Annotated in this window: 17 protein-coding genes; 15 read left to right on the top strand and 2 right to left on the bottom strand. The window is 55.2% G+C overall.

Annotated features, from left to right (window positions below; genetic code table 11):
• Position 1: 1 nt before the first annotated feature.
• The 10 genes from nuoE to nuoN all read left to right on the top strand — a co-directional run bounded on the left by nuoE (position 2) and on the right by nuoN (position 12,123).
• Positions 2–502 (top strand): NADH-quinone oxidoreductase subunit NuoE, encoded by a 501-nt coding sequence (gene nuoE, locus NNO03_RS00265; protein ID WP_006683660.1) that lies wholly within the window; start codon positions 2–4, stop codon positions 500–502.
• Positions 499–1,836 (top strand): NADH-quinone oxidoreductase subunit NuoF, encoded by a 1,338-nt coding sequence (gene nuoF, locus NNO03_RS00260; protein WP_271448534.1) that lies wholly within the window; start codon positions 499–501, stop codon positions 1,834–1,836. Before nuoE ends, nuoF begins: the two co-directional genes overlap by 4 nt.
• A gap of 81 nt (positions 1,837–1,917) precedes the next feature.
• Complete coding sequence (nuoG, locus tag NNO03_RS00255; protein WP_271448533.1) at positions 1,918–4,644, top strand: NADH-quinone oxidoreductase subunit NuoG; 2,727 nt, start codon at positions 1,918–1,920, stop codon at positions 4,642–4,644.
• The gene (nuoH, locus tag NNO03_RS00250) at positions 4,641–5,618 is read left to right on the top strand and encodes an NADH-quinone oxidoreductase subunit NuoH (RefSeq protein WP_003028063.1); all 978 of its coding nucleotides are present in this window, start codon (positions 4,641–4,643) and stop codon (positions 5,616–5,618) included. The genes nuoG and nuoH overlap by 4 nt, the downstream gene beginning before the upstream one ends.
• A gap of 14 nt (positions 5,619–5,632) precedes the next feature.
• Positions 5,633–6,175 (top strand): NADH-quinone oxidoreductase subunit NuoI, encoded by a 543-nt coding sequence (nuoI, locus tag NNO03_RS00245; RefSeq protein ID WP_005129470.1) that lies wholly within the window; start codon positions 5,633–5,635, stop codon positions 6,173–6,175.
• Positions 6,176–6,186: 11 nt separating this feature from the next.
• Positions 6,187–6,741 (top strand): NADH-quinone oxidoreductase subunit J, encoded by a 555-nt coding sequence (gene nuoJ / locus NNO03_RS00240; protein WP_137384157.1) that lies wholly within the window; start codon positions 6,187–6,189, stop codon positions 6,739–6,741.
• Entirely contained in the window at positions 6,738–7,040 is a 303-nt protein-coding gene (gene nuoK / locus NNO03_RS00235; RefSeq protein ID WP_006683663.1) for an NADH-quinone oxidoreductase subunit NuoK, read from the top strand. Before nuoJ ends, nuoK begins: the two co-directional genes overlap by 4 nt.
• Positions 7,037–8,878, top strand: coding sequence for an NADH-quinone oxidoreductase subunit L (nuoL, locus tag NNO03_RS00230; protein ID WP_271440142.1), 1,842 nt, complete (start codon positions 7,037–7,039; stop codon positions 8,876–8,878). The genes nuoK and nuoL overlap by 4 nt, the downstream gene beginning before the upstream one ends.
• 251 nt (positions 8,879–9,129) lie before the next feature.
• Positions 9,130–10,659, top strand: a complete 1,530-nt coding sequence (nuoM, locus tag NNO03_RS00225; protein WP_005129465.1) for an NADH-quinone oxidoreductase subunit M — start codon at positions 9,130–9,132, stop codon at positions 10,657–10,659.
• Between the two features lie 6 nt (positions 10,660–10,665).
• Positions 10,666–12,123: an NADH-quinone oxidoreductase subunit NuoN gene (nuoN, locus tag NNO03_RS00220; RefSeq protein WP_271448532.1), complete on the top strand. Its 1,458-nt coding sequence runs from the start codon at positions 10,666–10,668 to the stop codon at positions 12,121–12,123.
• A gap of 58 nt (positions 12,124–12,181) precedes the next feature.
• Here nuoN and NNO03_RS00215 read toward each other — a convergent pair whose 3' ends face one another.
• Both NNO03_RS00215 and rbn read right to left on the bottom strand, forming a co-directional pair.
• Positions 12,182–13,186: a chemotaxis protein gene (locus NNO03_RS00215; RefSeq protein ID WP_271440141.1), complete on the bottom strand. Its 1,005-nt coding sequence runs from the start codon at positions 13,184–13,186 to the stop codon at positions 12,182–12,184.
• A gap of 64 nt (positions 13,187–13,250) precedes the next feature.
• Positions 13,251–14,168, bottom strand: coding sequence for a ribonuclease BN (rbn, locus tag NNO03_RS00210; RefSeq protein ID WP_271440140.1), 918 nt, complete (start codon positions 14,166–14,168; stop codon positions 13,251–13,253).
• Positions 14,169–14,235: 67 nt separating this feature from the next.
• Here rbn and NNO03_RS00205 point away from each other — a divergent pair, with 67 nt between their 5' ends.
• The 5 genes from NNO03_RS00205 to menH all read left to right on the top strand — a co-directional run bounded on the left by NNO03_RS00205 (position 14,236) and on the right by menH (position 18,962).
• The gene (locus tag NNO03_RS00205; RefSeq protein ID WP_271448531.1) at positions 14,236–14,697 is read left to right on the top strand and encodes a GNAT family N-acetyltransferase; all 462 of its coding nucleotides are present in this window, start codon (positions 14,236–14,238) and stop codon (positions 14,695–14,697) included.
• A gap of 53 nt (positions 14,698–14,750) precedes the next feature.
• On the top strand, positions 14,751–15,056 hold the full coding sequence (gene elaB, locus NNO03_RS00200; RefSeq protein WP_137384151.1) for a stress response protein ElaB: 306 nt from the start codon (positions 14,751–14,753) through the stop codon (positions 15,054–15,056).
• A 94-nt stretch (positions 15,057–15,150) separates the two neighbouring features.
• Positions 15,151–16,449: an isochorismate synthase MenF gene (gene menF / locus NNO03_RS00195; RefSeq protein ID WP_271448530.1), complete on the top strand. Its 1,299-nt coding sequence runs from the start codon at positions 15,151–15,153 to the stop codon at positions 16,447–16,449.
• A gap of 87 nt (positions 16,450–16,536) precedes the next feature.
• The gene (gene menD, locus NNO03_RS00190; protein WP_271448529.1) at positions 16,537–18,207 is read left to right on the top strand and encodes a 2-succinyl-5-enolpyruvyl-6-hydroxy-3-cyclohexene-1-carboxylic-acid synthase; all 1,671 of its coding nucleotides are present in this window, start codon (positions 16,537–16,539) and stop codon (positions 18,205–18,207) included.
• Positions 18,204–18,962 (top strand): 2-succinyl-6-hydroxy-2,4-cyclohexadiene-1-carboxylate synthase, encoded by a 759-nt coding sequence (gene menH, locus NNO03_RS00185; RefSeq protein ID WP_271448528.1) that lies wholly within the window; start codon positions 18,204–18,206, stop codon positions 18,960–18,962. The genes menD and menH overlap by 4 nt, the downstream gene beginning before the upstream one ends.
• Positions 18,963–18,967: the final 5 nt, after the last annotated feature.

Below are 18,967 nucleotides of genomic sequence, written 5' to 3'. Positions count from 1 at the left end.
TATGCACGAGAATCAACAACCACAAACCGAGGCTTTTGAGCTGAGTGCGGCTGAGCGTGAAGCGATTGAGCACGAGAAGCACCACTACGAAGACCCGCGTGCGGCGTCCATTGAAGCGCTGAAAATCGTTCAGAAACAGCGTGGTTGGGTGCCGGATGGGGCGATCTACGCGATCGCTGACGTGCTGGGTATCCCGGCAAGCGACGTCGAAGGTGTTGCGACATTCTACAGCCAGATCTTCCGCCAGCCGGTAGGTCGCCACGTGATCCGCTATTGCGACAGCGTCGTGTGCCATATTAATGGCTACCAGGGGATCCAGGCTGCGCTGGAGAAAAAGCTCAACATCAAGCCGGGGCAGACGACCTTTGATGGTCGCTTTACGCTGCTGCCGACCTGTTGCCTGGGGAACTGCGACAAGGGGCCGAACATGATGATCGATGACGATACCCATGCTCACTTAACCCCGGAAGGCATTCCTGAACTGTTGGAGCGGTATAAATGAAAGACATTATCCGTACTCCCGAAACACATCCGCTGACCTGGCGTCTGCGCGATGATAAACAGCCAGTCTGGTTGGACGAATACCGTAGCAAGAACGGTTATGAAGGTGCGCGTAAGGCCCTGACCGGGCTGTCACCGGATGAAATCGTCAACCAGGTAAAAGACGCTGGCCTGAAAGGGCGCGGCGGCGCGGGCTTTTCCACCGGTCTGAAGTGGAGCCTGATGCCGAAAGACGAATTCATGAACATCCGTTACCTGCTGTGTAACGCCGATGAAATGGAGCCGGGCACCTATAAAGACCGCCTGCTGATGGAACAGCTGCCGCACCTGCTGGTAGAAGGTATGTTGATCTCCGCGTTTGCGCTGAAAGCGTACCGTGGTTACATCTTCCTGCGCGGTGAGTATATCGAAGCGGCTGTGCATCTGCGCCGCGCGATTGCCGAAGCGACCGAAGCCGGTCTGCTTGGTAAAAACATCATGGGCACCGGTTTCGATTTCGAACTGTTCGTGCACACCGGGGCAGGGCGTTACATCTGCGGTGAAGAAACCGCACTGATTAACTCCCTCGAAGGTCGCCGCGCGAACCCGCGCTCCAAGCCGCCGTTCCCGGCAAGCTCTGGTGCATGGGGTAAACCGACCTGCGTGAACAACGTCGAAACCCTGTGTAACGTACCGGCTATCCTCGCAAATGGCGTGGAGTGGTACCAGAACATTTCGAAGAGCAAAGACGCGGGCACCAAACTGATGGGCTTCTCTGGTCGCGTGAAGAATCCGGGCCTGTGGGAGCTGCCATTTGGCACGACTGCGCGTGAAATCCTCGAAGATTACGCGGGCGGCATGCGTGATGGCTTGAAGTTCAAAGCCTGGCAGCCGGGCGGAGCGGGAACCGACTTCCTCACTGAGGCTCATCTCGACTTGCCGATGGAATTCGAAAGCATCGGTAAAGCAGGCAGCCGTCTGGGTACCGCGCTGGCGATGGCGGTTGACCACGAGATTGGCATGGTACCGCTGGTGCGCAACCTCGAAGAGTTCTTTGCCCGCGAGTCCTGCGGCTGGTGTACGCCGTGCCGTGACGGTCTGCCGTGGAGTGTGAAAATTCTGCGTGCGCTGGAGCGTGGCGAAGGCCAGCCTGGGGATATCGAGACACTTGAGCAACTGTGTCGTTTCCTCGGCCCGGGTAAAACCTTCTGTGCACACGCACCGGGCGCGGTTGAACCGCTGCAGAGCGCCATTAAATATTTCCGCGAAGAATTCGAAGCTGGCATTAAGCAGACTTTCAGCAATACCCACGTAATTAGTGGTATTCAGCCGAACCTGCTGAAAGAGCGCTGGTAATTGCGGGTTTACTCCTGCATCGCGATAAGTAATTCGATTAACGCTTAGTCCCTGACTAAGATAACTGGAAGCATGCTGACTATGGCTACGATTCATGTAGACGGCAAAGAATATGAGGTCAACGGAGCGGACAACCTGCTGGAAGCTTGTCTGTCTCTCGGCCTTGATATTCCATACTTTTGCTGGCACCCGGCGCTTGGGAGCGTCGGTGCTTGCCGCCAGTGTGCGGTGAAGCAATATCAAAACGCGGAAGATACGCGTGGTCGCCTGGTGATGTCATGTATGACACCGGCTACCGAAGGCACCTTTATTTCTATCGACGACGAAGAAGCGAAGCAATTCCGTGAAAGCGTGGTGGAATGGTTGATGACTAACCACCCACACGACTGTCCGGTCTGTGAAGAGGGCGGTAACTGCCACCTTCAGGATATGACGGTAATGACCGGTCATAGCTTCCGTCGCTACCGCTTTACTAAGCGTACTCACCGCAATCAGGATCTGGGGCCATTCATCTCTCACGAAATGAACCGCTGCATCGCCTGCTACCGCTGCGTGCGTTACTACAAAGATTATGCGGACGGCGCGGATCTGGGCGTGTATGGCGCGCATGACAACGTCTACTTCGGTCGTCCGGAAGACGGTACGCTGGAAAGCGAATTCTCCGGTAACCTGGTCGAGATTTGCCCGACTGGCGTGTTCACCGATAAAACGCACTCCGAGCGTTATAACCGTAAATGGGATATGCAGTTTGCGCCGAGCATCTGCCAGCAGTGTTCCATTGGCTGTAACACCAGCCCGGGCGAGCGCTACGGTGAACTGCGTCGTATTGAAAACCGCTACAACGGTACCGTTAACCACTACTTCCTCTGCGACCGTGGTCGTTTTGGCTATGGCTACGTGAACCTGAAAGACCGTCCGCGTCAGCCGGTCCAGCGTCGTGGTGATGACCTGATCACCCTGAACGCTGAGCAGGCGATGCAGGGTGCGGCAGATATTCTGCGTCAGTCGAAGAAAGTGATCGGTATCGGCTCCCCGCGTGCCAGCGTTGAAAGCAACTTCGCGCTGCGTGAACTGGTGGGTGCGGATAACTTCTATACCGGCATCGCCCAGGGTGAGCAGGAACGTCTGCAACTGGCGCTGAGTGTGCTGCGTGACGGCGGTATTCATACCCCGGCATTGCGTGAAATCGAATCTTACGACGCGGTGCTGGTGCTGGGCGAAGATGTCACGCAGACCGGCGCACGCGTTGCGCTGGCAGTGCGTCAGGCGGTGAAAGGCAAAGCGCGCGAAATGGCGGCGGCACAGAAAGTGGCTGACTGGCAGATCGCAGCAATCCTTAACATCGGCCAGCGTGCTAAGCACCCGCTGTTCGTTACCAACGTCGATAACACCCGTCTGGATGATATCGCGGCATGGACCTATCGTGCACCGGTTGAAGATCAGGCGCGTTTAGGTTTTGCTATCGCCCATGCGCTGGATAACAACGCCCCGGCGGTTGACGGTATCGACCGTGACCTGCAAAACAAAATTGACGTTATCGTTCAGGCACTGGCCGGGGCGAAGAAACCACTGATTATTTCCGGCACCAACGCCGGTAGCGCCGAAGTGATTCAGGCGGCTGCCAACGTGGCGAAAGCGCTGAAAGGCCGTGGCGCAGACGTCGGCATCACCATGATTGCGCGCTCTGTTAACAGCATGGGCCTGGGTATGATTGGCGGTGGTTCCCTTGACGATGCGCTGACCGAGCTGGAAACAGGTCGTGCTGACGCCGTTGTGGTACTGGAAAATGACCTGCACCGCCATGCTTCAGCAACGCGTGTGAACGCCGCGCTGGCGAAAGCGCCGCTGGTACTGGTCATTGACCATCAGCGTACGGCAATTATGGAAAACGCCCATCTGGTGCTTTCCGCCGCAAGCTTCGCCGAAAGCGACGGTACGGTTATCAACAACGAAGGCCGCGCCCAGCGTTTCTTCCAGGTTTATGATCCGTCCTACTACGACAGCAACACCATCATGCTGGAAAGCTGGCGCTGGCTGCATTCGCTGCACAGCACCGTACAGAGCCGTGAAGTGGACTGGACGCAGCTCGACCACGTTATCGATGCGGTCGTTGAGAAGCTGCCGCAGCTGGCGGGTATTAAAGATGCCGCACCGGATGCCAGCTTCCGTATCCGTGGACAGAAACTGGCACGTGAGCCGCACCGTTACAGTGGTCGTACGGCAATGCGCGCTAACATCAGCGTGCACGAGCCGCGCCAGCCGCAGGATAAAGACACCATGTTCGCCTTCTCGATGGAAGGGAACAACCAGCCGTCTGCACCGCGTTCACAAATTCCGTTTGCCTGGGCACCAGGCTGGAACTCCCCACAGGCGTGGAACAAGTTCCAGGATGAAGTGGGCGGTAAACTGCGTCATGGCGATCCGGGCGTGCGTCTGATTGAAGCATCTGAAGGTGGCCTGGATTACTTCACCACCATTCCGGACAGCTTCCAGGCTCAGGATGGTCAGTGGCGTATCGCGCCGTACTACCATCTATTTGGCAGTGACGAAATGTCCCAGCGTGCGCCGGTCTTCCAGACCCGTATGCCGCAGCCGTACATCAAACTCAACCCGGCTGATGCCGCGAAGTTGGGTGTTAATGCCGGTACGCGCGTTTCTTTCAGCTACGATGGCAACACGGTTACATTGCCGGTTGAAATCGCCGAAGGATTAACGGCAGGGCAGGTTGGTTTGCCGATGGGTATGCCTGGCATCGCGCCGGTTCTGGCTGGTGCGCGTCTTGAGGATCTGCAGGAGGCACAACAATGAGTTGGATTACACCCGATCTGATTGAGATCCTGCTGAGTATTCTCAAAGCGGTCGTGATCCTGCTGGTGGTGGTCACCTGCGGGGCATTCATGAGCTTTGGCGAACGTCGTCTGCTGGGTCTGTTCCAGAACCGTTACGGACCGAACCGTGTTGGCTGGGGCGGTTCGCTCCAGCTGGTTGCGGACATGATCAAGATGTTCTTTAAAGAAGACTGGATCCCGAAATTCTCGGATCGCGTCATCTTTACCCTGGCACCGATGATCGCCTTTACCTCGCTGCTGTTGGCTTTCGCCATTGTGCCGGTGAGTCCGAACTGGGTGGTTGCTGACCTGAACATCGGGATCCTGTTCTTCCTGATGATGGCGGGCCTCGCGGTCTACGCGGTGCTGTTCGCCGGCTGGTCCAGTAACAACAAATACTCTCTGCTCGGTGCGATGCGTGCTTCTGCGCAGACGCTGAGCTATGAAGTGTTCCTCGGACTTTCCCTGATGGGCGTGGTGGCGCAGGCCGGTTCATTTAACATGACCGACATCGTCAATAACCAGGCCGATATCTGGAACGTTATTCCGCAGTTCTTTGGTTTTGTCACCTTTGCCATCGCGGGCGTAGCGGTGTGTCACCGTCACCCGTTTGACCAGCCAGAAGCCGAGCAGGAACTGGCCGATGGTTACCACATTGAATATTCCGGCATGAAATTCGGTCTGTTCTTTGTGGGCGAGTACATCGGTATCGTCACCATTTCCGCGCTGATGGTTACCTTGTTCTTCGGTGGCTGGCATGGCCCGTTCTTACCGCCATTCGTCTGGTTCGCGCTGAAAACCGCGTTCTTCATGATGATGTTCATTTTGATTCGTGCGTCGTTACCACGTCCTCGTTATGACCAGGTAATGTCCTTCGGCTGGAAAGTCTGTCTGCCGCTGACGCTCGTCAACTTGCTGGTAACGGCGGCTGTCATTCTCTGGCAGGCGCAATAAGGGACACAAAGACCATGACCTTAAAAGAATTGTTAGTAGGCTTCGGCACCCAGGTACGTAGTATCTGGATGATCGGCCTGCATGCGTTCGCAAAACGCGAAACGCAGATGTACCCGGAAGAGCCGGTCTATCTACCGCCCCGTTTTCGTGGTCGTATCGTACTGACCCGTGATCCAGACGGTGAAGAGCGCTGCGTTGCCTGTAACTTGTGTGCGGTAGCGTGTCCGGTTGGCTGTATCTCTTTGCAAAAAGCAGAGACGAAAGATGGCCGCTGGTATCCGGAGTTTTTCCGCATTAACTTCTCACGCTGCATTTTCTGTGGTCTGTGCGAAGAAGCCTGTCCGACAACGGCTATTCAGCTGACTCCAGATTTCGAGCTGGGTGAATACAAGCGCCAGGACCTGGTTTACGAGAAAGAGGATCTGCTGATCTCCGGTCCGGGCAAATACCCGGAATATAACTTCTACCGGATGGCAGGTATGGCAATCGACGGCAAAGATAAAGGCGAAGCAGAGAACGAAGCTAAGCCTATCGACGTCAAGAGCCTGTTACCGTAAGGAGAGGGGCAATGGAGTTCGCTTTTTATATCTGTGGCCTGATAGCCATTCTCGCAACCTTGCGGGTGATCACCCACACCAATCCGGTACACGCACTGCTGTACCTGATTATTTCGCTGCTGGCGATTTCTGGGGTGTTCTTCTCGCTGGGCGCTTACTTCGCCGGTGCGCTGGAAATTATCGTCTACGCGGGCGCCATCATGGTGCTGTTCGTGTTCGTGGTGATGATGCTCAACCTCGGTGGTGCTGAAATCGAACAGGAACGTCAATGGCTGAGGCCGCAGGTGTGGATTGGTCCGGCGATTCTGTCGGCCATCATGCTGGTGGTGATTGTGTATGCCATCCTGGGTGTTAACGATCAGGGCATTGACGGTACGCCAATCAGCGCGAAAGCAGTCGGCATTTCCCTGTTTGGACCTTATGTTCTGGCGGTTGAACTGGCTTCGATGCTGCTGTTGGCGGGTCTGGTTGTGGCCTTCCATGTTGGTCGCGAAGAGCGTTCCGGTGAAGTGCTGAGCAATCGCACTGATGACCGCGCGAAAAGAAAAACGGAGGAGCACGCATGATCCCCTTACAACATGGACTGATCCTCGCGGCTGTCTTATTCGTACTGGGTTTAACTGGTCTGGTTATCCGCCGCAATCTGCTGTTTATGCTGATTGGGCTGGAAATCATGATTAATGCCTCCGCGCTGGCCTTCGTGGTCGCCGGGAGCTACTGGGGCCAGACCGATGGTCAGGTGATGTACATTCTTGCCATCAGCCTCGCGGCTGCTGAAGCGAGCATTGGACTTGCACTGTTGCTGCAACTTCATCGTCGTCGCCAGAACCTGAACATCGATTCAGTAAGTGAGATGCGTGGATGAACATGCTTGCCTTAACCATTATTCTGCCATTTATTGGCTTTGTATTACTGGCGTTCTCTCGCGGTCGTTGGTCAGAGAATCTGTCCGCAACCGTGGGCGTCGGGTCGATTGGCCTGGCGGCGCTGGTGACCGCGTTTGTTGGTGTTGACTTCTTTGCCAATGGTCAACAGGCCTACAGCCAGCCGCTGTGGACGTGGATGTCGGTCGGCGACTTCAACATCGGCTTCAACCTGGTGCTGGACGGCTTATCGCTGACTATGCTCTCGGTGGTAACCGGCGTTGGTTTCCTGATCCACATGTTCGCCTCCTGGTACATGCGCGGGGAAGAGGGCTACTCTCGTTTCTTCGCCTACACCAACCTGTTTATCGCCAGCATGGTGGTTCTGGTACTGGCGGATAACCTGTTGCTGATGTATCTCGGCTGGGAAGGCGTGGGGCTGTGCTCCTATCTGCTGATCGGTTTCTATTATACCGATCCGAAGAATGGCGCAGCGGCAATGAAAGCCTTCGTGGTAACCCGTGTCGGTGACGTGTTCCTCGCCTTCGCGCTGTTCATCCTCTACAACGAGCTGGGCACGCTGAACTTCCGCGAAATGGTGGAACTGGCGCCTGCGCACTTTGCAGACGGTAACAACATGCTGATGTGGGCAACCCTGATGCTGCTGGGCGGTGCGGTGGGTAAATCTGCGCAGCTGCCGTTGCAGACCTGGCTTGCAGACGCGATGGCGGGCCCGACGCCTGTTTCCGCGCTTATCCACGCCGCGACGATGGTTACCGCCGGTGTCTACCTGATTGCACGTACCCATGGTCTGTTCCTGATGACCCCGGAAATTCTGCATCTGGTAGGGATTATTGGTGCTATCACGCTGGTGCTGGCAGGGTTTGCCGCGCTGGTCCAAACCGACATCAAACGTGTGCTCGCTTACTCCACTATGAGCCAGATTGGCTACATGTTCCTGGCGCTTGGCGTACAGGCATGGGATGCGGCGATTTTCCACCTGATGACGCATGCCTTCTTTAAAGCGCTGCTGTTCCTGGCATCCGGCTCGGTTATCCTGGCCTGCCATCACGAACAGAATATCTTCAAGATGGGCGGCCTGCGTAAGTCTATTCCGCTGGTGTATCTCTGCTTCCTGATTGGTGGCGCGGCGTTGTCGGCTCTGCCGCTGATTACCGCAGGCTTCTTCAGTAAGGATGAGATTCTGGCCGGTGCGATGGCGAACGGTCATATCAATCTGATGGTTGCAGGTCTGGTCGGTGCGTTCATGACCTCTCTGTACACCTTCCGTATGATTTTCATCGTGTTCCACGGTAAAGAACAAATTCACGCTCACGCAGGGAAGGGGATTACCCATCATCTGCCGCTGATTGTGCTGATGATCCTGTCCACCTTCGTTGGTGCGCTGATTGTGCCGCCGCTGCAGGGTGTTCTGCCGGCAACGACCGAGCTGCCGCATGGTCGTGTCATGACGCTGGAAATTACCTCCGGTATCGTAGCAATTGCAGGCATCTTGATCGCAGCATGGTTGTGGCTGGGTAAACGTACGCTGGTGACGTCGATTGCCAACAGTGCGCCAGGCCGTCTGCTGGGGACCTGGTGGTATAACGCCTGGGGCTTTGACTGGCTGTACGACAAAGTGTTCGTTAAGCCGTTCCTCGGCATCGCCTGGCTGCTGAAACGCGATCCGCTGAACGCAATGATGAACATCCCGGCTATCCTTTCCCGCTTTGCAGGTAAAGGCCTGCTGTTAAGCGAGAACGGCTATCTGCGCTGGTATGTGGCATCAATGAGCATTGGCGCTGTCGTTGTACTGGCACTGTTGATGGTACTGCGTTGAGTTTGTTGGCTGGATGAACGATTGCCGGATGGCGCTTCGCTTATCCGGCCTACAAACCCAAAAATAATTTTTAGAATTCGTTGAAAATCTGTTCCTGAAGTACAGGCGTCATCGGCGAAGTCAGACCGAATACCGCCAGCGCAGAGCAACCGGAGCGTACTGAAGTATGTGAGGATTGCGAGCACTGCCGGGATTTGGGCTGACGAGTGAGATAGCCTGAGCAGGAGTAAATATAAGGGACATACTTAGCTATGTTATTACCCTGGTTGATATTAATCCCCTTTATCGGTGGTTTCCTGTGCTGGCAGACCGAACGCTTTGGCGTGAAGGTGCCGCGCTGGATTGCGCTGATTACCATGGGACTGACGCTGGCGCTTGGCCTGCAACTGTGGTTGCAGGGCGGCTATTCACTGACGCAATCCGCTGGCATTCCGCAGTGGCAGTCTGAGTTTATCCTGCCGTGGATCCCGCGTTTCGGCATCTCTATTCACTTAGCAATCGACGGTTTATCGCTGCTGATGGTAGTGCTGACCGGTCTGCTCGGTGTTCTGGCGGTACTGTGCTCCTGGAATGAAATCGAAAAATACCAGGGCTTCTTCCACCTGAACCTGATGTGGATTCTGGGCGGCGTTATCGGCGTGTTCCTTGCCATCGACATGTTCCTGTTCTTCTTCTTCTGGGAAATGATGCTGGTGCCGATGTACTTCCTGATCGCGTTGTGGGGGCATAAAGCCTCTGACGGTAAAACGCGTATCACGGCGGCGACCAAGTTCTTCATTTATACCCAGGCGAGTGGTCTGGTGATGTTGATTGCCATCCTGGCGCTGGTGTTTGTGCACTATAAAGCGACCGGTGTGTGGACCTTCAACTATGAAGAGCTGCTGAATACCCCGATGTCCCACGGTGTGGAATATCTGCTGATGCTGGGCTTCTTCATCGCGTTTGCGGTGAAAATGCCGGTGGTTCCGCTGCATGGCTGGTTGCCAGATGCGCACTCCCAGGCACCGACCGCAGGTTCCGTTGACCTGGCGGGGATTTTGCTGAAAACCGCGGCTTACGGCCTGCTGCGCTTTTCTCTGCCGCTGTTCCCGAACGCGTCGGCTGAGTTTGCACCTATCGCAATGTGGCTGGGCGTTATCGGTATCTTCTACGGCGCGTGGATGGCCTTTAATCAGTACGATATCAAACGTCTGATTGCCTACACCTCCGTATCGCACATGGGCTTCGTACTGATTGCTATCTACACCGGCAGCCAGCTGGCGTACCAGGGTGCGGTTATCCAGATGATCGCTCACGGTCTGTCCGCAGCCGGTCTGTTCATTCTGTGTGGACAGTTGTACGAACGTCTGCACACGCGTGATATGCGTATGATGGGCGGCCTGTGGGGCAAAATGAAATGGTTGCCTGCACTGTCCATGTTCTTCGCCGTTTGTACGCTGGGTATGCCGGGTACAGGTAACTTTGTTGGCGAATTCATGATTCTGTTCGGCAGCTACCAGGTGGTTCCGGTCATTACGGTGATCTCAACCTTTGGTCTGGTGTTTGCTTCTGTATACTCGCTGGCGATGCTGCATCGCGCTTACTTCGGTAAAGCGAAGAGCCAGATTGCCAGTGTTGAACTGCCAGGGATGTCGCTGCGTGAGCTGTTTATCATCCTGTTGCTGGTCGTGCTTCTGGTACTGCTTGGCTTCTATCCGCAGCCGATTCTGGATACCTCGCATTCTGCGATGAGCAACATCCAGCAGTGGTTTGTTAATTCCGTTACTACTACAAGGCCGTAAATCGCCATGACAATAACTCCACAACACCTGATTGCGCTGCTACCGCTGCTGATCGTCGGCTTGACGGTGGTGGTTGTGATGCTCTCCATTGCGTGGCGACGCAATCACTTCCTCAATGCCACGCTGTCGGTCATTGGGCTTAACGCCGCGCTGGTTTCGCTCTGGTTTGTTGGCCAGGCGGGCGCCATGGACGTCACCCCGCTGATGCGGGTCGACGGTTTCGCCATGCTCTACACCGGGCTGGTACTGCTGGCGAGTCTTGCTACCTGTACCTTTGCTTACCCATGGCTGGAAGGCTACGACGACAACCGGGAAGAGTTCTACCTGCTGGTGCTAATTGCCGCGCTGGGTGGAATTCTGCTCGCCAATGCTAACCATCTGGCGGCGCTTTTCCTCGGTATCGAACTGATTTCTTTGCCGCTGTTTGGCCTGGTCGGTTATGCCTTCCGTCAGAAGCGTTCACTGGAAGCCAGTATCAAGTACACCATCCTGTCTGCCGCAGCGTCTTCATTCCTGCTGTTTGGTATGGCGCTGGTGTACGCACAGTCCGGCAACCTGTCGTTCGTTGCGCTTGGTAAAAGCCTCGGCGACGGCATGCTGCATGAGCCGCTGCTGCTGGCGGGCTTCGGTCTGATGATCGTGGGCCTCGGCTTTAAACTCTCGCTGGTTCCGTTCCACCTGTGGACGCCAGACGTATACCAGGGTGCTCCGGCCCCGGTTTCCACCTTCCTGGCGACGGCGAGCAAAATCGCTATCTTCGGCGTGGTGATGCGTCTGTTCCTGTATGCGCCGGTTGGCGACAGCGAAGCGGTACGTATCGTGCTGGGCGTGATTGCCTTTGCTTCCATCATCTTCGGTAACCTGATGGCGCTGAGCCAGACCAACATCAAGCGTCTGCTTGGTTATTCGTCTATCTCTCACCTCGGTTACCTGCTGGTGGCGCTGATTGCCCTGCAGAGCGGCGAGATGTCAATGGAAGCGGTAGGCGTGTATCTGGCCGGTTATCTGTTCAGCAGCCTTGGCGCGTTCGGTGTGGTCAGCCTGATGTCCAGCCCGTACCGTGGTCCGGATGCAGACTCTCTGTTCTCCTATCGCGGTCTGTTCTGGCATCGTCCGATCCTCGCGGCAGTGATGACGGTGATGATGCTGTCTCTGGCGGGTATCCCGATGACGCTGGGCTTTATCGGTAAATTCTACGTACTGGCTGTCGGTGTGCAGGCCAACCTGTGGTGGCTGGTTGCCGCTGTGGTGGCCGGCTCCGCGATTGGTTTGTACTACTACCTGCGCGTTGCTGTGAGCCTGTATCTGAGCGCACCGCAGCAACTGAACCGCGATGCACCGTCTAACTGGCAGTACAGCGCGGGCGGTATCGTGGTGCTGATCTCTGCACTGTTGGTGCTGGTGCTGGGTATCTACCCACAACCGCTGATCAGCATCGTGCAGCTGGCGACGCCGCTGATGTAAGCGATACGCTGAAACGAAAAAACCCGCCTCGGCGGGTTTTTTTATGGGGTCAGGGCTATCAGGCGGAAAGCTGACGGCTCACCAAAGGACCACTAACATCTTTTGCTGCGCGCTCCATCACTTCCTGAATCACAGAAGATAATTCGTTGACCTCGAATTTTGCCACATAGCCATCGGCCTTAACCCGGCGAACGTGATCTTCGTTGGCGCTACCGGACAGTGAAGAGTGGATGACAACCGGGATCTTCTTCAGACGCTCGTCGGTTTTAATCTTACGGGTCAGTGTGAAACCGTCCATCTCTGGCATTTCCAGATCGGTAAGCACCAGGGCGATTTTCTCGCTGACAGGCTTACCCTCCGCTTGTGCCTCTTCGGAGAGTTGCTGAATTTTGTCCCAGGCATCTTTGCCGGTGACATGCATCAGATGCGGAATTTCCATCGCGTTCAGTCCCTTCTCCAGCATCGCTCGGGCAACTTTGGAGTCTTCCGCAACAATGGCCACCGCACCCGGCGTGATATTGAATTTGCTGGTTTTCAGGTCGGTTGCACGTAAATCGTGGTTGGACGGCACAATGTCATACAGGATCTGTTCGACATCAAGCACCAACGCCAAATTGTTGGTTTCTTTGTCGTCGTCCAGACAAGCAATACTGGTGATGTACCGACCATTGACGGCTTTCTCCGCAGTGTGCACCTGCTGCCAGTCGAGGCGCATAATGTTCTCTACTGACTCCACCGCAAACGCCTGTACGCTGCGGGCGTACTCTGTGATCAACAGGATATTAAGCCCGGTTTCGGGTTTACATCCGGCGACAGCAGGCAGGTCGATCACCGGAATCACCTGGTCCCGGATATTCACCATGCCTAACAGCGGAGCCTTCATGCCGGCAGGGCGTGTAAATGTCGGCATCGGAACGATTTCACGGAGTTTGAAAACGTTGATGCCAAACAGCTCTGATTTTTGCTCTTCAACCGATTTGCCGAGGCGAAACAGCAGCAGCTCAAAGCGGTTAGACAAGGTTAGATTGGTCCTGTCATCAATATCTTTCTGGAAATTGTTCATCCTGTCCTCAGTGTGAAAGCCAGCCTTTCCACTGTTATCGGCATTGAGGCGGAAAAATAAAGCGTTAAACGGTGAAAATGGCGAAATCGTGAGCCAGTTCCGTTGCCGGGAACAGCGCTCTGCACTCTTCAAGTAACCGTTGGCAGCCCTTTGCATCGTAGCGTGAGCTGACGTGGGTCATGATGAGTCTGCCCACACCGGCGTCCCGTGCCAGCTGTGCGGCCTGCCGGGTGGAGCTATGCCCGCGGCTGTTGGCTTTTTCCTCCATTGACGAATCCAGCGTGGTTTCATGTACCATCACGTCCACCCCTTTTGCCAGTTCGATGGCGCTCGCACAGGGTCCGGTATCACCGAAAATGGCGACGGACTTTCCCTTAATCGCCGGGGCGAGAAAATCGGCCCCGCTAATGGTGCGCCCGTCTTCCAGCACGATAGTTTTTCCCGCTTTGAGATCCTGAAAACAAGGGCCTGGTTTAACGCCTGCCGCTTTGAGCGCGTTGGCATCAAGCGCACCAGGTTTGTCGTGTTCTTCAACACGAAAACCGTAGCACTCCAGCGGATGTTCCAGTTGAAACGCGGTCACTTTGCGCAGGCCGTCATCCACAATCTCACCGGCGGTGATTTCTACAATATCCAGCGGGTAATCGGTCCAGGAGCCGCTTAGTCGCAAGGCTGTTTCGGTAAATTCTCGTAACCCTTTCGGGCCATAAAGCGTCAATGGCTGGACGTTTCCCGCCATTGAACGGCTGCACAGCAACCCTGGCAAACCAAAAAGGTGATCGCCATGCAGATGACTGATAAAAATACGATCAAGTTTGCCTGGGTTGAACGGGGTGCTAAGCATTTGATGTTGCGTCCCTTCGCCGCAATCAAAAAGCCACAAACCTGCCTGAGTAGGGTGTTGCAGATTCAGTAATATTGCCGTTACATTGCGAGAACGTGTGGGAACTCCCGCAGACGTGCCTAAAAATAGTAATTCCATCTTTACGTTACACTTTTCGCCATCAATGAGGCAGGGTGTTCAGGTTATCACAACAAAGGGGCAGACAATGATCCACTGGCAAGATCTCCATCATGCAAAGCTGAGTGTTCAGGAGCTGTATGCCATTCTTCAGCTTCGCTGCGCGGTATTTGTTGTTGAGCAGCAATGTCCGTATCAGGACGTGGATGGCGACGACTTAGTCGGCGAGAACCGTCACATTCTGGGATGGCATAATGATGAACTGGTGGCGTATGCGAGGATTCTGAAAAGTGACGATGATCTGGAGCCGATAGTGATTGGCCGGGTGATTGTCAGCGAAGCGCTACGCGGCGAAAAATTGGGACAGCAGTTAATGACGCAAACGCTGGCCTCCTGTACGCAGCATTGGCCGCATAAGGCGTTATACCTGGGGGCCCAGGCGCATCTGCAATCGTTTTATGCAAAATTTGGTTTTGTTCCAGTCACGGAGATCTATGACGAAGATGGTATTCCACACATCGGCATGGCGCGTGAGGGTCATCAAGCGTAAACAGCCCCTGTCGTCTATAGTTAGCGGGTACGTCAATAGAAAGGGAGAATATAATGTCTTTTCATTCTTACGAATCACGTATTGATGACGATTTGGAATTGTTGAGCGAAACGCTGGCAGAAGTGCTACGTTCTTCCGGCGATCCTGCCGACCAGAAGTACCTTGAGTTGAAAGCGCGGGCTGAGCAGGCGTTAGAAGAGGTGAGAAACCGCGTTAGTCACGCCTCTGACAGTTACTATTATCGAGCAAAGCAGGCAGTTTGCCGGGCAGATGACTATGTACACGAAAAACCCTGGCGTGGGATCGGCGTGGGGGCGACAGTTGGTTTAGTGATGGGATTATTGCTGGCACGGCGATAAATATAGCGCTGTCATCGCACTCCCTATACGGGGGTACTGCTTTTTCTGCTCAGTACCCCGTATAATGAGAGGTTTTTAACAGGGAGAGGTCCGCGTGCATTCAATCACTACTGCGCTGGAAAGTCTGATGCGCATTTTGTCGCAAGAGATACCGGCAGCACCTGGCATTCGTATTTACGACATACCTTTCCCACTGAACGATGCTTTTGACGCTTTAGGATGGCTGGCCAGCCAGCCCGTCTGGCCTCAGTTTTACTGGCAGCAACGTAACGGCGATGAAGAAGCGGCTGTGCTGGGCGCCGTTGCGACATTCACCTCACTGGAATCCGCCCAACGGTTTTTACGCCAACATGATAATCACCCCGAACTGCGTGTCTGGGGCCTGAATGCGTTTGAGCCGCAGCGCGGTAATTTATTGCTGCCTCGCCTGGAATGGCGACGCTGTGCCGGGGTTGCGACCTTACGACTACATCTGTATAGCGACGTGTCGTTGCGTGAAGATGCCGCGCAGGCCGCTGCATTTATTTCAACACTTGCGCAGGTAAAACCGCTTCCCGCATTGCGTTTGTTTTTGACGGGAGAACAGCACTGGCCGGATAAAGACGGTTGGGTTCGCCTTATTGAGCTTGCCACGCAGACCATTGCTGAGGAAGAACTCGACAAAGTGGTGCTGGCGCGTGCGACCGATTTACAGTTTTCTCAGCCAGTTAATGCCGCGGCTGTTATGGCCTCCAGTCGTCGTTTAAATCTCAACTGTTACCACTTCTATATGGCGTTTTCCGCCGAATCTGCTTTTCTTGGTTCTTCCCCTGAACGTCTGTATAGACGGCGAGACACGGCACTGCGCACTGAGGCGCTGGCCGGAACAGTCGCCAATCACCCTGACGATCATCGCGCCTGGCAGCTTGGTGAATGGCTGATGAAGGACGATAAAAATCAGCGTGAGAACATGTTGGTGGTGGAAGATATTTGCCAACGGCTGCAAAACTGTACGCAAACCCTCGATGTCCTGCCGCCGCAGGTACTCAGACTGCGCAAAGTACAGCATCTGCGCCGCTGTATCTGGACTGCGCTCAATCAGGCGGACGATACGCTTTGCCTGGTACAACTACAGCCTACTGCAGCCGTAGCGGGTATTCCGCGCGAGCTGGCGCGTGAATTTATCCAACATAATGAACCCTTTGAACGCGAGTGGTATGCCGGTTCCGCGGGTTATCTTTCATTGCGTCAGAGTGAGTTTTGCGTGTCATTACGTTCAGCGAAAATTAGCGCAAACGTCGTACGCCTGTATGCCGGGGCGGGGATCGTGCGCGGTTCAGATCCTGAGCAAGAATGGCAAGAAATAGATAATAAAGCGGCAGGGTTACGTACTTTATTACAGATGGAAGGATAATGATTTCGTGTATATTCCCGACTCATATCAAAAATCCATTTATTCGATTCTTTATACTGTGTCGCAATATTGATACCGGACAATCTCATGTCAGTAAGCGCATTTAACCGACGCTGGGCGGCGGTCATTCTGGAAGCACTCACTCGCCACGGCGTCAGGCATGTTTGCATTGCCCCTGGCTCTCGTTCGACGCCGTTAACTTTAGCGGCAGCGGAAAATCCCGCTTTCATTCATCATACCCATTTTGACGAGCGCGGACTGGGACATCTCGCCTTAGGCCTGGCGAAAGTCAGCAGGCAACCTGTTGCCGTTATTGTCACCTCTGGTACGGCGGTAGCGAATTTGTATCCGGCGCTGATTGAAGCAGGGCTGACCGGTGAAAAACTGATTTTACTCACCGCTGACAGACCGCCTGAGCTTATTGACTGTGGCGCTAACCAGGCGATTCGTCAGGCCGGCATGTTTGCGTCGCATCCGTCGCAAACGCTCTCTTTACCACGCCCGACGCAGGACATTCCGGCAAGCTGGCTGGTGTCTACTATCGATAATGCCTTAGCCGCGCTGCATAGCGGGGCGGTTCATATTAACTGTCCGTTTGCAGAACCCTTGTATGGCGAGATGGACGAAACGGGTCTGGCCTGGCAGCAGCGTCTTGGTGACTGGTGGCAGGATGATAAACCCTGGTTGCGCGAAGCGCGTCGACTGGAAAGTGATAAACAGCGCGACTGGTTTTTTTGGCGGCAAAAACGTGGTGTGGTACTTGCCGGGCGCATGAGCGCCGAAGAGGGCAAGAAAGTTGCGCTCTGGGCGCAGACATTAGGTTGGCCACTCATTGGTGATGTGCTGTCGCAAACCGGACAGCCGTTGCCCTGCGCCGATCTGTGGCTGGGGAACGCGAAAGCGGTAGCAGAATTAGAGCAGGCGCAGATTGTGGTGCAGCTCGGCAGTAGTCTGACCGGTAAACGGTTGCTGCAATGGCAGGCCAATTGCAACCCACAGGAATTCTGGATTGTCGACAATATCGAAGGACGTCTGGATCCGGCTCATCATCGTGGACGCCGGCTGGTGGCAAAAGTAGGCGACTGGCTGGAGCTGCATCCGGCAGAGAAACGCCAGCCCTGGTGTGTGGAGATCCCGCGGCTGGCGCAACAGGCATGGCAGGCGGTAGAAGCCCGCCGCGACACGTTTGGCGAAGCACAGCTGGCGCACCGTATTCGCGAGTATCTGCCAGAGCAGGGACAGTTGTTCGTGGGGAACAGCCTGGTTGTACGGTTGATTGACGCGCTGTCTCAGCTTCCGGCAGGTTTCCCGGTTTACAGCAACCGCGGTGCGAGCGGCATTGACGGTCTGCTATCAACGGCGGCTGGCGTACAGCGTGCCAGTGCGAAATCGACGCTGGCTATTGTTGGCGATTTATCCGCGCTGTATGACCTGAATGCGCTGGCGCTTTTGCGCCAGGTTTCCGCACCGTTTGTCCTGATTGTGGTGAATAATAACGGCGGACAGATTTTCTCTCTGCTGCCAACCCCGCCAGGCGAACGTGAACGGTTCTACCTGATGCCGCAGAACGTCCATTTTGAGCATGCCGCGGCTATGTTTGACCTCAAATATCACCGCCCGGAGAACTGGGCGCAACTGGAGAGCGCGCTGACGAACGCCTGGCGTACTCCGGTGGCAACGGTGATTGAGCTGGTAGTGAATGAAACTGACGGGGCGCAAACCCTGCAGCAACTGCTGGCACAGGTCAGTCATCTATGATCCTGCACGCGCAGGCGAACACGGGTCAGGTGGATTTCCCCTGGCTGGTTTTCCTGCACGGATTTTCCGGTGATCGCCGGGAATGGCAGGCGGTCGGTGAAGCATTCCCCGACTATTCGCGGTTGTATATCGACCTGCCTGGCCACGGCGGTTCTGCTGATATCAGCGTGAACGGATTTGATGACGTCAGCGATTTGCTGCGTAACACGCTGCTTAGTTACAACATACTTAACTACTGGCTGGTGGGATATTCCCTTGGCGGCAGAGCCGCAATGATGGCGGCCTGTCAGGGGATGCCGGGACTCTGCGGTCTGGTTGTTGAAGGTGGGCACCCTGGCTTACAACATGAAGATGAGCGCGTTCAGCGCCGTCTTTCAGATGGTCGTTGGGCCGCACGTTTTCGCCGTGAGCCGTTGCACGATGTGTTTAATGACTGGTACCAGCAACCAGTTTTCGCTTCGCTGGATGCGACCGAAAGAGAGGCGCTGGTCGCTTTACGCTGCCAGAATAAGGGTGAAACGTTGGCGGCAATGCTGGAAGCCACCTCGCTGGCCGTACAACCTGATTTACGTGTGCAACTGAAAACGCGCACATTTCCGTTTTATTATTTATGTGGTGAACGTGACGATAAATTCCGCGCTCTGGCGGCGGAAATATCCGTACCGAACCATGTGATTCGTAACGCCGGACACAACGCGCATCGGGACAATCCCGCTGGCGTGGTGGACTGTCTGGCTCAGATTCTGCGTCGCTGACTATA

It is taken from the genome of Citrobacter sp. Igbk 16, assembly GCF_028069755.1.
Classification (GTDB): Bacteria; Pseudomonadota; Gammaproteobacteria; order Enterobacterales; family Enterobacteriaceae; genus Citrobacter.
Note: the sequence above shows the minus strand (reverse complement) of the source record. Positions and strands in the feature narration are given on the sequence as shown.